At 41.2% G+C, this 13,341-nt stretch carries 15 protein-coding genes and 1 rRNA gene; 6 read left to right on the top strand and 10 right to left on the bottom strand.

The window, feature by feature from the left end; translation table 11 throughout:
- The first annotated feature begins 40 nt into the window (after positions 1-40).
- On the top strand, positions 41-394 hold the full coding sequence (locus tag GBI66_RS14595; protein WP_005191677.1) for a RidA family protein: 354 nt from the start codon (positions 41-43) through the stop codon (positions 392-394).
- On the opposite strand, the gene GBI66_RS14590 is transcribed toward GBI66_RS14595, so the two are convergent.
- The 6 genes from GBI66_RS14590 to GBI66_RS14565 all read right to left on the bottom strand — a co-directional run bounded on the left by GBI66_RS14590 (position 391) and on the right by GBI66_RS14565 (position 7,524).
- Entirely contained in the window at positions 391-933 is a 543-nt protein-coding gene (locus GBI66_RS14590; protein WP_005191674.1) for a DUF2726 domain-containing protein, read from the bottom strand. The genes GBI66_RS14595 and GBI66_RS14590 overlap by 4 nt on opposite strands.
- A 306-nt stretch (positions 934-1,239) precedes the next feature.
- Positions 1,240-3,621 (bottom strand): YgiQ family radical SAM protein, encoded by a 2,382-nt coding sequence (locus GBI66_RS14585; RefSeq protein ID WP_151716591.1) that lies wholly within the window; start codon positions 3,619-3,621, stop codon positions 1,240-1,242.
- 192 nt (positions 3,622-3,813) lie between these two features.
- Positions 3,814-4,323: a hypothetical protein gene (locus GBI66_RS14580; RefSeq protein WP_151716590.1), complete on the bottom strand. Its 510-nt coding sequence runs from the start codon at positions 4,321-4,323 to the stop codon at positions 3,814-3,816.
- A gap of 84 nt (positions 4,324-4,407) precedes the next feature.
- The gene (locus GBI66_RS14575) at positions 4,408-5,631 is read right to left on the bottom strand and encodes an MFS transporter (protein WP_151716589.1); all 1,224 of its coding nucleotides are present in this window, start codon (positions 5,629-5,631) and stop codon (positions 4,408-4,410) included.
- Positions 5,632-5,709: 78 nt separating this feature from the next.
- Positions 5,710-6,966 carry an esterase-like activity of phytase family protein gene (locus tag GBI66_RS14570; protein ID WP_171494321.1) on the bottom strand — a complete coding sequence of 419 codons (1,257 nt, stop codon included), beginning with the start codon at positions 6,964-6,966 and terminating at the stop codon, positions 5,710-5,712.
- A 153-nt stretch (positions 6,967-7,119) separates the two neighbouring features.
- Positions 7,120-7,524 (bottom strand): helix-turn-helix domain-containing protein, encoded by a 405-nt coding sequence (locus tag GBI66_RS14565; RefSeq protein ID WP_151716587.1) that lies wholly within the window; start codon positions 7,522-7,524, stop codon positions 7,120-7,122.
- A gap of 81 nt (positions 7,525-7,605) precedes the next feature.
- On the opposite strand from GBI66_RS14565, the gene GBI66_RS14560 reads away from it, so the two are divergent.
- From GBI66_RS14560 to GBI66_RS14540, 5 genes are all read left to right on the top strand, one after another.
- The gene (locus GBI66_RS14560; protein WP_151716586.1) at positions 7,606-8,097 is read left to right on the top strand and encodes a DUF2938 domain-containing protein; all 492 of its coding nucleotides are present in this window, start codon (positions 7,606-7,608) and stop codon (positions 8,095-8,097) included.
- Positions 8,098-8,108: 11 nt separating this feature from the next.
- Positions 8,109-8,684: a flavodoxin family protein gene (locus GBI66_RS14555; RefSeq protein ID WP_151716585.1), complete on the top strand. Its 576-nt coding sequence runs from the start codon at positions 8,109-8,111 to the stop codon at positions 8,682-8,684.
- Positions 8,681-8,899: a DUF2798 domain-containing protein gene (locus tag GBI66_RS14550; RefSeq protein ID WP_005191653.1), complete on the top strand. Its 219-nt coding sequence runs from the start codon at positions 8,681-8,683 to the stop codon at positions 8,897-8,899. The genes GBI66_RS14555 and GBI66_RS14550 overlap by 4 nt, the downstream gene beginning before the upstream one ends.
- A gap of 315 nt (positions 8,900-9,214) precedes the next feature.
- Positions 9,215-9,778, top strand: coding sequence for a lytic transglycosylase domain-containing protein (locus GBI66_RS14545; RefSeq protein WP_151716584.1), 564 nt, complete (start codon positions 9,215-9,217; stop codon positions 9,776-9,778).
- A 335-nt stretch (positions 9,779-10,113) separates the two neighbouring features.
- Positions 10,114-10,656, top strand: coding sequence for a lytic transglycosylase domain-containing protein (locus GBI66_RS14540; protein ID WP_005191647.1), 543 nt, complete (start codon positions 10,114-10,116; stop codon positions 10,654-10,656).
- Between the two features lie 66 nt (positions 10,657-10,722).
- Here the strand turns inward: GBI66_RS14540 and cysK are convergent, their stop codons facing one another.
- The 4 genes from cysK to rrf form a co-directional block, all read right to left on the bottom strand.
- Complete coding sequence (gene cysK / locus GBI66_RS14535) at positions 10,723-11,724, bottom strand: cysteine synthase A (protein WP_151716583.1); 1,002 nt, start codon at positions 11,722-11,724, stop codon at positions 10,723-10,725.
- Between the two features lie 128 nt (positions 11,725-11,852).
- Positions 11,853-12,437, bottom strand: a complete 585-nt coding sequence (locus GBI66_RS14530) for a hypothetical protein (RefSeq protein WP_078197427.1) — start codon at positions 12,435-12,437, stop codon at positions 11,853-11,855.
- A 98-nt stretch (positions 12,438-12,535) separates the two neighbouring features.
- The gene (locus GBI66_RS14525; protein ID WP_151716582.1) at positions 12,536-13,078 is read right to left on the bottom strand and encodes a GNAT family N-acetyltransferase; all 543 of its coding nucleotides are present in this window, start codon (positions 13,076-13,078) and stop codon (positions 12,536-12,538) included.
- A 156-nt stretch (positions 13,079-13,234) separates the two neighbouring features.
- Positions 13,235-13,341 (bottom strand): 5S ribosomal RNA (gene rrf / locus GBI66_RS14520); the annotation flags it as partial.

Below are 13,341 nucleotides of genomic sequence, written 5' to 3'. Positions count from 1 at the left end.
AAGTACAATCCCCACTATACTTTTCGATTATGGAATCACTATGTCTGTGCAACGCCTTCATGTCACATCACGTTATTGCGAAGTTGCAATTTCGGGAAATCTTGTTCATTTAGCAGGTCAATTGGCTGATGATACCAGTGTTGATGTAACCGCACAGACACAGCAGACCTTAGATAATATTGATCGTTTATTGGCAGAAGCAGGCACAGATAAAACCCATATTCTATCTGTACTGATCTTTTTAAAAGACATTGAAAAAGATTATGCGGCAATGAATGCAGTATGGGACGCATGGATTGCTGAGGGACATCCCCCAGCACGAACCTGTGTCGAATCTAAGCTCTATACACCAGATGTACTGGTTGAGATGACGGTCACTGCCGTTCTTCCTTAATAAGATTTCACTGCAAATTCATTATATTTCATCATTCGATCCGCTTTCGCGATTGGCATTGATGTTGTCGTGGAAGCGGTTGAAACCGTCGCAGGTTCAAACAGATCAGGTACCAAATCCTCTCTGAGCTCTTGCTCAGTCGGAATACTGCTATAACGTAGTACACGATAGCCAGCCAACTCAAGCAAACTGTCTTGATAGTGCTTTTGATGCAGCCGGTTCACATAAGATTCGTCTGCAATCTCAATAATTGCAAGCACTTGATGCTGTTGATCTAAAACCACAAAATCAGCAACTAAACCTTGATACTTACGGCGTGTATGTGCAAATTTTGTAGTCAGTAGAGCATCAAAAGAAACATGTGCCAACATGGTATGACGAGGTAAAACAGCCTGCAAACGCATGAGTGTAATTTGTTCTGCGATATTCAAAATACCACGGCGTTTTAACGGACTATCCTGACGCCTATTTTGTTGTAGGCGGCGAAGTGCAAGTGCTGTGATCAACAGCAACCCAACTGTTGTTATAAAATAATACATTTCTAACTAATCCCTTTAGATTTTTTATAATCATTTTGGCTTTATGCCAATTTTTTTAATCAAGAACATCGATAGCAAAGTCATTTTGCAGTGCAAACTTAAGTTTTTTAATCGTGTTTTCCTAGACGACCAAAGTCGTAATAGCCCTCTGCACTTTATTTATAATCATTCGGCATCCAAGATTCAAGTCGTTATTGTCAGTTTATGTTTCTATGGGCGATAGTTTTGCGATCAAATTGTGACCACACGACAATTTAGGCATAAAAAAGAAGGCATGAACGCTCTCATGCCCTCTTCTATACTAAATTAACGATGTGCTTTGGTTTTAGACTTTGGCTTTCCTGAAAATGGTCTTTTATCACCCGTTTCACGTGGTGGTAAACCATTATGTTGGGTTAAGACCTGTCCTTTTTGCGGACGCTGTTGACCAGACTGCGAACGAGACTGGCCTTGACCACGTTTTGCAGAATCCCCTGCAACAGATGAATTCTTTTTGCGTGCCGATTTATATTCACCTTCAGCAGTCCCTTGTGGCTGATAAGTTGGAATCAAATGCTGCTTTGAATTTCCAATTAAATCTACACGCCCCATCTCTTTCAAGGCTTCACGCAATAAAGGCCAGTTGTTTGGATCGTGGTAGCGTAAGAATGCCTTATGCAAACGACGACGCTTTTCGCCTTTCACGATATCCACATTTTCCGTATAACGTGCCACTTTAGACAATGGGTTTTTGCCTGAGTAATACATTGTGGTTGCAGTTGCCATTGGCGATGGATAGAAGGTCTGTACCTGATCGGCACGGAAACCATTCTTCTTCAACCAGATCGCCAGATTCATCATGTCGTAATCGGTGGTACCCGGATGCGCAGCAATAAAGTATGGAATTAAATACTGTTCCTTACCTGCTTCCTTACTGAAACGCTCAAACATTTGCTTAAAGCGATCATAAGTCCCGATGCCGGGTTTCATCATCTTGGATAATGGGCCATTTTCGGTATGCTCAGGCGCAATTTTTAGATAACCACCGACATGATGCTGAACCAATTCTTTAACATATTCAGGGTTCAGTACGGCCAAGTCATAACGTAGACCTGAACCAATTAGAATCTTCTTCACCCCTTTGATTTCACGAGCTTTACGATAAAGCTGAACCAAAGGTGCATGGTCGGTATGTAAGTTCTGACAAACACCTGGATAAACGCACGATGGTTTACGGCAATTCTTTTCAATTTCAGGATCTTGACAGTGCAAACGGTACATATTTGCGGTTGGACCACCTAAGTCCGAAATAATCCCAGTGAAGTTAGGCGCAGTATCACGGATCTTTTCAATTTCACGTAAAATTGAATCTTCCGAACGGTTTTGGATAATACGACCTTCATGTTCGGTAATCGAACAGAAAGTACAACCACCAAAACAACCACGCATGATATTCACAGAGAATTTGATCATATCAAATGCTGGAAAACGCGCATTGCCATATGCGGGATGCGGTAAGCGCGCATAAGGCAAATCAAACACATAATCCATTTCCTCAGTGGTCAGAGGAATTGGCGGTGGATTAATCCAAACATCACGCTCACCATGACGTTGCACCAATGCACGCGCATTACCGGGGTTGGTTTCTAGATGTAAAATACGGTTGGCATGTGCATAGAGTACCTGATCCTCAGCCACTTCTTCATAAGAAGGTAAACGGATTACCGCCAATTCACGGGGTGGTAATTTATGTTTAATTGCTTTTGATGGTGCAGGTTTCAGCTGTACGATCTGCGTATCTGGATCTAGATTGTCGCCTTCACGTACGATCGGATTTGCCACAAATTCTTTTTGGAAATTTTGATACTGCGCCAGTGAGTTGCCTTTTTCTTTTTCAACTTCACAGCCATCAATGTCTTCAGTCATGACATAGGGGTTGATAATTTGATCAACACGACCAATGGTATCAACATCGTTACTGGCGATTTCAACGAATTTTGCTTTCGATTTTTTATTATGTTTATTGATAATAAATGCAGTACCACGAACATCGGTAATCTCGTGGACTTTTTCACCTTTGGCTAAACGATGCATCACGTCGATGATGGCACGCTCGCCATTGCCATACATGAGCAAATCAGCTTTAGAATCCATCAAAATCGAACGACGGACTTTGTCTGACCAATAGTCATAATGTGCGATACGACGTAAGCTGCCTTCAATCCCACCAAGTAAGACTGGAACATCTGGGAAAGCTTCACGGCAACGCTGACAGTAAACCGTGGCTGCACGGTCTGGGCGTTTATTCGCTTCATTATTTGGTGAATAGGCATCATCAGAGCGGATTTTACGGTCAGCCGTATAACGGTTGATCATTGAATCCATATTCCCTGCGGTCACACCCCATGCAATGGTTGGCTTGCCTAGAACGCGGAAGCTCTCTGCATTGGTCCAGTCTGGTTGTGCAATGATTCCGACACGGAAGCCTTGTGCTTCAAGTACACGCCCAATCACACCTGATACAAAAGATGGATGGTCAATATAAGCATCGCCACAAACTAAAATAAAGTCACATGCATCCCAGCCGAGTAGATCCATTTCTTCTCGTGACATCGGCAAAAATGGTGCGGGTTCAAAACACGACGCCCAATATTTGTCGTAATCAAACAACGCTTTAGGCGCAGTCTGCATGGTATAGGCAGTAGACATAGCTTGCGAATCTCGGCTAGCAGATGAAGGAGAGACATTTATCGGGGTTGGTTGTATTTTAACCCCTAAAATGAAAGCCGATCATTTTAACATGAATTTCATTCATTTTTATAGCTCAAAAAACAAACAATAGTGTTTCCCCAAAAAGTATTTGTAACTTATTGAGGAAACAGCGTCATAAGATGATGATAATTATTCTTTTTCGTTCAAGAAACCTTCTTTAATTTCAGAAGGTAAATCTTGATGCCACCATATATAAATAGAAGCTTTAATTTCTTCATCTTCATCAGGATCATTAAAAGGTTCATCATCTTCACGGATAAGCTCATCGCCATTAAATTTGAACCAAAACTCCCAAGGATCATCATCACCACAGCCCCAAGCTTGTGCATGAATATCAGGTAATACTCTTTTTAAGAATAATAAAATATTTTCAATGTTTTCATCACCATTTGAGCCATGGGTAAAATCTAGCACAGCAAACCCATCAACATAGTACAGTGTCTCTGGTGTAAGATCATGTTCAATCGAATCGATCAAATCAACCAGCTCTTGAGTAATCTCATCTGCTTGCGGATTAATTAGTAAAGCTGTCTGAATGAACTTTTCTTCATCTCCATGATGTGTGGTAAATAAAACTTCTAATTGCCCCATGATTGTTGAATCAGGATGTTTATAATAAACGCGACTATGTAATTCCATATTATTTTCCCCAATTTTAATATTATCTCTACACCCAAATAGGTGCTTATTTAAGTTACTAAATCTTCAGAACTTTTATCAAGTTTATGCGACTTTATTTGTCGTTTTATTTTCATTCTTCATTAAGTGTATCGCGAGCACAAAACCGATCACTAAGACCACAGCGACACTCAAATTAATTCCACCCCATCCAAAACGCTCCCAAACTAACCCTCCACTACTGCCAAGCAAACTTGAGCCGATGTAATAGCAGAATAAATAGAGTGAAGACGCGACTGCTCGATACTGAACAGCTTGAACAGAAACCCAACTGCTGGCCGTCGAATGTGCTGCAAAAAATGAAAAGGTAAAAATTGTGAGGCCCAGTAAGATAGTCCAGAGCGATGGAATCAAGGTAATCAATAGACCGATAATCATCATGACCAGTAAAACTGGCAACACTTTATCGCGCCCATATTTAAAGCCCCATTGCGCGGCTTTGGGTGAACTATAAATCCCTGCCAGATAGGCAATTGAAATCAGACCAATCCATGTTTGCGATAGATGAAACGGGGCTTCTAATAAGTGGTAACTGATATAGTTAAATACAGTCACCAAACAGCCCATCAAGATAAAACCTTGGGCAAATAAAATGCGTAGTTTCGGGTCTTTTAAATTTTGCTCAAAGGCTGCTTTAAAACGTGAAAATCGGAATGGAAATGGTTTGAAATGCTGTGATTTGGGTAATAACAGATAGAATAAGCAGGCAATCACAAAATTCAGAAAGCCAATAATATAGGTTGCCGATTGCCAAGAAATAAAATCAACCAAAACGCCTGCAATCAAACGCCCACCCATTCCTCCAATCGCTGTACCTGAGATATACAGCCCCATAGCAAAACCGATATCCTTCTGAGCGATCTCCTCTCCGATATAAGTCATCGCAACCGCAGCAACACCGCTAACAGCTAGACCAATCAAAACACGGGTACTTAGAAAGATTTCCCAGATTGGAAAAGAAGCACTAATCAGTAATAAAATCGAGACCAGAAATAAGGCAAACACCATGATGGGTTTACGCCCGAAACGATCGGAAATAAAGCCAGTGAACAACAGGCCAATAGCCAGTGCAATGGTGGAAAAAGAGAGCGGAAAACTACTGTGGGTCGGAGTGACATGAAAGAATTCTGCAAAGATCGGCATCATCGGCTGTACACAGTACAACGAGGAAAATGACGCGAAACCAGCAAAGAACAATGACCATAAAATCGCAGTAAACGATTTCGAACCATATTCAATATGGGTTGGGCGCAGCACTGATTCAGACATGAGGACTCCTTATGCCCGATCAGTATACGCCTTCGACCGAAATGCGGAATGATCATTTCGGCCATTTTTATCAAATGTTTAAAATAATGCTTTAGGCAAACGGATCTGAATTATTTCATTATCATCGGCAAGTTTGGCATTGCGGCCCGATGAACCTGGGAAATTATTGTCATTCAATACCGTCAAAGTGGTGCCATTTTCAATAATCACATCTTCAATGGTTTCAAATGGGAAGGCAAACAGCTTGCCTGTACCAATATCGCCTTCACGCGCTGTACCATACAGCCCATTTGGGTTGGCAATTTTCATTAAGTCGACCAAGTCTTCACGTGCCACCACCTGCTTCGGTTCATTGAATTTAATCCGAATCAGTTTCTTATGGCCACCAAGATTATTTTGACTCACATCGCGCTCAATAATGATGCCCTCTTTGTCATTAAACAGCTGGAAGTCACCAATATTGGTGGCTTTACTATCCAATACAAACCAATAATAAACACCCGTATAGGCTTTCTTCTGAAGATCAAACTGGGAGATCAGCAGCCGACCTGTCGAGTCATTCAGCAATGGTTTTTCCAGTAGTGGATACAGATATTTGCCATCAGGTGAAATCGCCATGCCTTCAAAACCACTACTGCGCCCCACCAATGGCTCAACATAATTGATATTGGCTTTATTCAGTTGATTTTGCGGAGAGCATAATTCTTGACTCGGATTAAATGGATTTGGCAAAGCAATCGGTGCATCGAGTAATACACCTTCGGCCGAGAAATGTAGTAAGAATGGGCCAAATTCATCACCAATCCAATAAGTACCATCTGGCGCACGTTGCATTGATTCAGGATCAAAGTCTGCCCCTGTCAATAAACGTTCTGCCGTATTGCCATTCACAATCTCAAAAGGAATTCGCTTATTGGGATCACGTAGCTGAATGAAGCTTTGTACAGAAACCTGCCCCGAACCTTTACTCTTGGTTTTAAAATCAGCTTTAATCTTATAAATACGCAACAAGAAATCAGCCGAATTATCTTGTGTACCAAAACCGTTATCGGCCATGGCCATATAACTGCCATCCTCATTTTTTAAGGCAGCAGAAAAGCCCTGTACGGGTTGTCCTTTAAAGGGAGGATAGATGCCATTGGCCCCACTCACCGCTTTACCTGAATCGGGTCCAGCGGCATAAGTTGCGACAGGAAGCTTGGCGAATGAAATCAGTGTGGGTGCTGTGACTTTGTCTGTCGATGTATTCTGATCTTGATTATTGTCATCATTATTACAAGCCGTTAAACCCAAAGCACTACAGCAGAATAAGGCCAATAAAGTTTTCTTGTTCATGGTTTTATACATTTGGTAAAAATTTACGCAAATTAAAACAAGCTTTGATGACGTTTTTACTGCAATAAAATGAAATCTTTATGGCGAAAAGATGACAATGTCACTCATGGCTTTACGCCATCAATCATGCCAACTCCTCTTGACTCCATGTTGCTAAAGCTTGATCGGTTGATACTCTCCTGCAATCGCAGCTTTTAAAAAATTTTGAAAGGTTGGGCATTGCATATGATTTTCTGCGGGGCATACCGCTGCATGTCTCAGCCCTTGGCTGATAAAGTGCAAACGTCGGGTCATTTGTTCCAACTGCTCTGCTTTCTGATTGAGCATGGTTCGGTCCAATTCGGGCTGACCACTCTCCCCAAACATATGCGCAATTTCATTGAGGGAAAAACCTGCCGCCCGCCCCAAAGCAATCAATGCCAATTGATCCAAGACTTGTTTGCCATATTGGCGACGTAATCCGTGACGACCAATCGATCTAATTAAGCCCTTTTCCTCATAAAAGCGTAAGGTTGAGGTGGTCACATTGGCCCGTTTAGCCACTTCTCCAATATCCATAAATACCCCTTGACTTCAAGTTGACTTGAATTTGCACACTATATTTATCGCGTTTTATGCAAAAAAGATCAAGGTGAAAAAATGGAAACTGCGGAACTATTATTTCAAATCCTATGCCTAGGCGTAGGAGCCACAATAATCATGGATATATGGCTACTGCTGTTAAAAAGACTCCACCTCCCGAGCTTAAATTTTGCCTTACTGGGCCGTTGGGTCGGTTGGATATTTCGGGGCAAGTTCATCCATGCATCGATTGCGCAAAGCCCTGCCATTCAAAGGGAATATGCCTTGGGTTGGCTGGCACATTACAGTGTCGGCATCCTCTTTGCCTTCAGCTTTGTCCTGATTGTAGGAGGTGTATGGTTACGACACCCTCAATTCAGCTCTGCCTTTATTTTCGGGGTGATTACAGTGCTTATTCCCTTTTTCATCATGCAACCCGCCATGGGAGCAGGCATTGCTTCAGCTAAAACAGCACAACCTTTGCGCAACTGCCTACGAAGTCTGATCAATCACACTATTTTTGGCTGCGGTTTATATCTCAGCGCTCAATTGCTTGCACGGTTTCACTGAGGAGTTCAACCATGAAATCCATTGCTATTATTTATCATAGCCGTCAGGGCCATACCCAATTTATTGCCCAACAGATTCAACTCGGTGCCGCACAAGTTGGACAGATTAAAATTGATTTATTCACCGCTGAGCAGCTAATGTCACAACCTGAATTACTCTGTCACTATGATGGACTGATTTGGGGTTCACCAACCTATTTGGGTGGTGTGTCAGGCACATTGAAACTGTTGATGGATGCCACAGGACCTTTATGGAAAAAACAAGCATTTAAAGGAAAGTTAGCTGCAGGATTTACAGTTTCCTCACTGCCTGCAGGCGATAAGCAATCTACACTGATTTCACTTTTCACCTTTTCGATGCAACACGGTATGATATGGGTTGGTAATCCTATTTTACCTGAGCAACATCAAGGTGTTCCGTATACGCAAGCGGCCAATCGTCTCGGGTCATGGTCTGGCCTTATGGCACAAGCTGAACATTCCAGTGCGGCAGATGCTTTTGATTTTGGCGATATCAAAACCGCTCAGTTGTTTGGACAAAATTTTGCATTGAGCTTAAGTGCATATCAAGGAGTGATGATCACGTGAAAGCAGCAAGTCTTTTATTCCCATTGATTTTATCCTGCATGATGTCTTGTATAATCTCTGGCATCACCACATTAAAAGCAGTGGGTTTTATCGATAATTTCTTTGCGATGTGGATGTCTGCATGGATCGTGGCATGGATGTTTGCCTTTCCTAGCGTATTAGTCTGCGCACCAATTGCACAAAGGTTGGTCGGCTGGATTCTAAAGAAACGCTAATTTGCATTTTGTAAGTAAAAGCCTACAGTGACTGTGGTGATTGGCGAATATACCGAATGAGATAGATTCACTAATATATTAAGCATAGAGAGACAGGATGTCTCATTCAGAATAATAACAAGCACAGGATGTGGTCGTTGACAGGAGTTGGCGGCAAGAAACCAAATATGAGAAAGCCTCGACAGGATGTCGGGGTTTTTTTATTTGGCTTAATATCTAAAATTAAACGATTTACCCCTATAGATTACATTGACTCCCATCGGCTTGCTCCCTACCATCCGCATGTTTTATAGATGACGGTCAAATTTTTCTACGATGATAATTTACAAAAAATTTTCTTTTTCTCGCTTTCACATTACTTTTGCCAAATTGAGTCTCATTTTTTTAAGTACTTACTTCACTGTCGCATGTACGACAACCAAAGCACCTACGGTAAATCATTCCCAGAAATTGTCTTCTGGTATTCAAAATGCTTTTTCAGTAGCACCAACAACCGCAAATCGAGTTGCTCCAATCATTCTGCAAACAGCTGAGCGTCACAATATTTCACCACATTTATTAGCCGCGCTGATTCGTCAAGAGTCTAGCTATAGAACCCGTGCACGATCTTCAGCAGATGCCGTGGGTCTAACCCAAGTACGCCCAAAATTTTGGCAACAGTTCTGCCCTGGTGATTTATATGATGAACATGTCAATATCAATTGTGGTGCTTATATCTTGGCGAACTACTATCAATCGACAGGCGATTGGTCAAAAGCCCTCGGCTATTACAATGTTGGCCCCACAGGTTATAGAAGAAGTCCCTATATGCGTCGGCAAGCTGAACGCTATGCCAGCTCAGTCAAACGCCATGAACAAAGTTTAAAAGAAGCCCTTTAATGCTCCATTGTGCAAGAACCTAAAACAACTGCGGTGATTAGCGAATATATACGATGACACAACCGTCTAATCTATAAATCATAGAAAGACAGGATATCTCATTCAAAATAACAAAAAATACAGAATGTAGTCATTTACAGAAGCTGGCAGCAGGAAACCAAATATGAGAAAGTCTCGACAAGATGTCGGGGCTTTTTTATGACCCTCTCTGCCCCATTCATTACCGTAAAATAACTACTATTGACTCGCCTAAACTGAGTGCATACCATCCTTATACTTCTGTTTGGTATCGGGTTCTGGTTTTGCACTTCACATCGACTTCTTCTGATCAACATATGGCTTTTAAACCGTTTGCCTCAATCATTTTAAAGATCAGCCTTGTTGTGCTTGCAATCAGTCTATCTGCATGTAGCAGTTTAAGCGGGTCCTTTGCCAATCGCTCGAATCAACTTTCATCAGGCTTACAAAATGCCTATTCCGTTTCGCCTAGCACAGCAAATCGTTTATCACCAATAATTATTCAAAGTGCTGAGCGTTATGATGTATCCCCGACTTTACTTGCCGCGCTCATTCGCCAAGAATCGAATTACAACAGTTCAGCACGCTCGCCAACGGGTGCAATCGGTTTAACCCAGATTATTTCCAGCCATTGGCGTCAGTCTTGTCCGGGCAATCTCTATGATGAGAATGTCAATATTAACTGTGGTGCACATGTTCTCTCGACTTACTATAGATCTGCTGGCAGTTGGTCTAAAGCCGTGGCCTACTATAATGTCGGACCAACTGGCTATGAACGCAGTTTCTGGACGCGCCATAAAGCCAAGAAATATGCACGCTCGGTTAAACATCACGAAAAGAACTTGAAAAAAGCACTTTAAAAATAGTTAAATAATAAAAAAACCATGCTGTTCAAGCATGGTTTTTTTATTGGTTGAATCACGAAATTAAGCTTCGTCAAACAAACCTTCAAATAAAACTGAAGATAAATAACGTTCACCACTATCAGGTAAGATTACCACAATAGTTTTGCCTGCATTTTCAGGACGTTCAGCAATTTTGGCTGCTGCCGCTAATGCTGCACCACTTGAAATGCCTACTAAGATGCCTTCTTGGGTTGCACACTTTCTTGCCCACTCAATTGCATCTACGCTATTCACTGGCAGCACTTCATCAACTAGATCTAAATCCAAATTTTTAGGAATAAAGTTTGCGCCAATACCCTGAATTTTGTGTGGCGCTGGTGTGATGCTTTCACCACGCTTGGTTTGTGTGATGATTGGTGATTCTGCAGGTTCAACCGCAACTGAATACAATGGTTTATTTTGAACTTGCTCAAAATAACGTGAAATCCCAGTAATGGTACCGCCAGTTCCTACACCTGCAACCAAGATATCCACTTGACCATTGGTTGCCTGCCAAATTTCAGGGCCAGTGGTATCTGTATGAATTTGTGGATTGGCTGGATTTTCAAATTGTTGTGGTAAGAAGTATTGTTCTGGATTTTCAGTAGCCAAACGAACGGCTTCATCGACCGCACCTTTCATACCTTTGGCTGGATCAGTCAGAACCAGATCTGCACCTAATGCTTTTAATACTTTTCTACGCTCTAAGCTCATACTGGCTGGCATGGTTAAGGTAATTGGATAACCTTTTGCTGCTGCGACAAATGCCAAGGCAATGCCTGTATTGCCACTGGTTGGCTCAACAATATGCATACCTGTTTTAAGAACACCACGTTTTTCCGCATCTGCAATCAACGCTGCACCAATACGACATTTCACTGAGAATGCAGGGTTACGGCTTTCCACTTTTGCCAGTACCGTTGCACCCGTTTTGATAAGGCGATTGATCCGGACTAAAGGTGTGTTACCAATCGCTTCGGCATTATTTGAATAAACTGCGATACCGAGGTTTGCAGGTGTTGGAAATTGCTGATCGGTTGACATGTTATTTCCTTATTAGATTTGGAATGATTCTCAATCATTATAGGCATATAAATAAGAGTTACTACAAAATTCAATTATCCTGAAACAAATTCGCCTTATTCAAATCATTAGTTATTCTAACTAATGATTTAATGTGGTGTCTTTAAAACAAGAAACTGAATTAAAGAGATAACCCAATAAATTGTTGTGCTAAAACCAATTAGAATTAATCCACGAACTAAATTAATTCTCCAATTCGGTACAGATTGGAACCAACTCAAAGCTACATTTTTAGCAGTACATTCAGCGCTACGAACTAGAAGTAAAGCAGGAAGGTCAACATTTATGCCCATTATTTCAATACCTATCTCTTCCTTAGGTGATAGGTTATCAAATATTAAAGTACAGCGACCATCTTGGGCTATCTTTTGTTCATAAGAGCGAACAGGCCAAGAATTGATATGCTGGGGCTGCCAATTAAAAATTAATTCAATTTTATTTGCAGTATCTCTTCCAGTATTTATAACTTTGATCGATGCTGTCTCAACTCTTTGCATCGGCTTTAAAATATTACCCTCAGCATCCTTCAAAGGTTCTTGTACAAGGAAAACAAATGCGTGAGGATTTGTCCAAATTAATTTTGCTTTAGGCTTTATCCCCACATTCAGAAACCAAGTAATAAATGGTACTAATAAAGAAACTATTTCCTTACCATAGGTACTTATAAACTCCATAGCATCTCCTAGGCTAACAATCTCAAATAGTAATTATCATAATCCCTTACTTAATATACATTTTAAATCAAACAATTAGCATTAAAATATAGCTAGAACTACCAAAGCTCTCCCTCTCGCCAATCAGCGCAAATAGCATCATCAGCTGTATGATGTGATAGTAATTCTTTCAGCTTAGCACTCAATGGATACAACAGAATTTCATGTTCATCTGTCAGATAAGCAGAGCTATTTTGTTTGATATATAAATCCCCCGACCAAGAAATCCAGCCTAGTTTTTTATAAAATGCATCATCTTCGGGCTGGAGTGCAGCAAGTTCATAACCCAAATTAGTTAAAGCATCGATTAAATATCTTAATAACTGTGATGCTAGCCCCTTCCCCCGCATCATTTGATCAGTCGTCACATATTCAATATAGGCAGTTTTTACACTGATATTGTCATTAACAATGAACATTCGATCCGTCCATAGAGCGTGCGATACAATCTTTTCATCCAATATACAGATTAAATGAGAAGCTGTTTGCATGAAGGCATACTGACTCCAAGGATCTTCATCAAAAGCTGTAAAACATAACTCAGCAATCTGTTGTCGCTGTAGTCTATCCAAATCTTGAGCGGCGATAATTTTAAACTGCATGAACTGATGCTCGATTCAAATTGTTTATATCTTAAGCAAGAGATGGAGGAGTATGAAGTATTTTTAGTCAGATCTAATTAAAATAAGTTGAGATATAAAATTCCCCGCCATAAAAAACACCCCCAGCCGTTAGGTTGGGGGTGTTTGATATTTAAAAGCTGGCGATGACTTACTCTCACATGGCAAGTGCCACACTACCATCAGCGCTAAGAGGTTTCACTTCTGAGTTCGGGAAGGGATCAGGTGGTTCACTCTTGCTATTG

Source organism: Acinetobacter sp. TUM15071 (genome assembly GCF_008980925.1).
GTDB lineage: Bacteria > Pseudomonadota > Gammaproteobacteria > Pseudomonadales > Moraxellaceae > Acinetobacter > Acinetobacter dispersus.
The sequence above is the reverse complement of the archived record's forward strand: the minus strand, read 5'-3'. Positions and strand labels throughout refer to the sequence as shown.

What these genes read in the sequence shown, in the direction of transcription:
- GBI66_RS14555 (WP_151716585.1), top strand. Translation starts at nt 8,109, where the DNA reads ATGAAATCCATTGCTATTATTTATCATAGCCGTCAGGGCCATACCCAA.
- GBI66_RS14585 (WP_151716591.1), bottom strand. Translation starts at nt 3,621, where the DNA reads ATGTCTACTGCCTATACCATGCAGACTGCGCCTAAAGCGTTGTTTGAT.
- cysK (WP_151716583.1), bottom strand. Translation starts at nt 11,724, where the DNA reads ATGTCAACCGATCAGCAATTTCCAACACCTGCAAACCTCGGTATCGCA.
- GBI66_RS14590 (WP_005191674.1), bottom strand. Translation starts at nt 933, where the DNA reads ATGTATTATTTTATAACAACAGTTGGGTTGCTGTTGATCACAGCACTT.
- GBI66_RS14595 (WP_005191677.1), top strand. Translation starts at nt 41, where the DNA reads ATGTCTGTGCAACGCCTTCATGTCACATCACGTTATTGCGAAGTTGCA.
- GBI66_RS14580 (WP_151716590.1), bottom strand. Translation starts at nt 4,323, where the DNA reads ATGGAATTACATAGTCGCGTTTATTATAAACATCCTGATTCAACAATC.
- GBI66_RS14530 (WP_078197427.1), bottom strand. Translation starts at nt 12,437, where the DNA reads ATGGAGTTTATAAGTACCTATGGTAAGGAAATAGTTTCTTTATTAGTA.
- GBI66_RS14565 (WP_151716587.1), bottom strand. Translation starts at nt 7,524, where the DNA reads ATGGATATTGGAGAAGTGGCTAAACGGGCCAATGTGACCACCTCAACC.
- GBI66_RS14545 (WP_151716584.1), top strand. Translation starts at nt 9,215, where the DNA reads ATGATAATTTACAAAAAATTTTCTTTTTCTCGCTTTCACATTACTTTT.
- GBI66_RS14570 (WP_171494321.1), bottom strand. Translation starts at nt 6,966, where the DNA reads ATGAACAAGAAAACTTTATTGGCCTTATTCTGCTGTAGTGCTTTGGGT.
- GBI66_RS14540 (WP_005191647.1), top strand. Translation starts at nt 10,114, where the DNA reads ATGGCTTTTAAACCGTTTGCCTCAATCATTTTAAAGATCAGCCTTGTT.
- GBI66_RS14575 (WP_151716589.1), bottom strand. Translation starts at nt 5,631, where the DNA reads ATGTCTGAATCAGTGCTGCGCCCAACCCATATTGAATATGGTTCGAAA.
- GBI66_RS14560 (WP_151716586.1), top strand. Translation starts at nt 7,606, where the DNA reads ATGGAAACTGCGGAACTATTATTTCAAATCCTATGCCTAGGCGTAGGA.
- GBI66_RS14525 (WP_151716582.1), bottom strand. Translation starts at nt 13,078, where the DNA reads ATGCAGTTTAAAATTATCGCCGCTCAAGATTTGGATAGACTACAGCGA.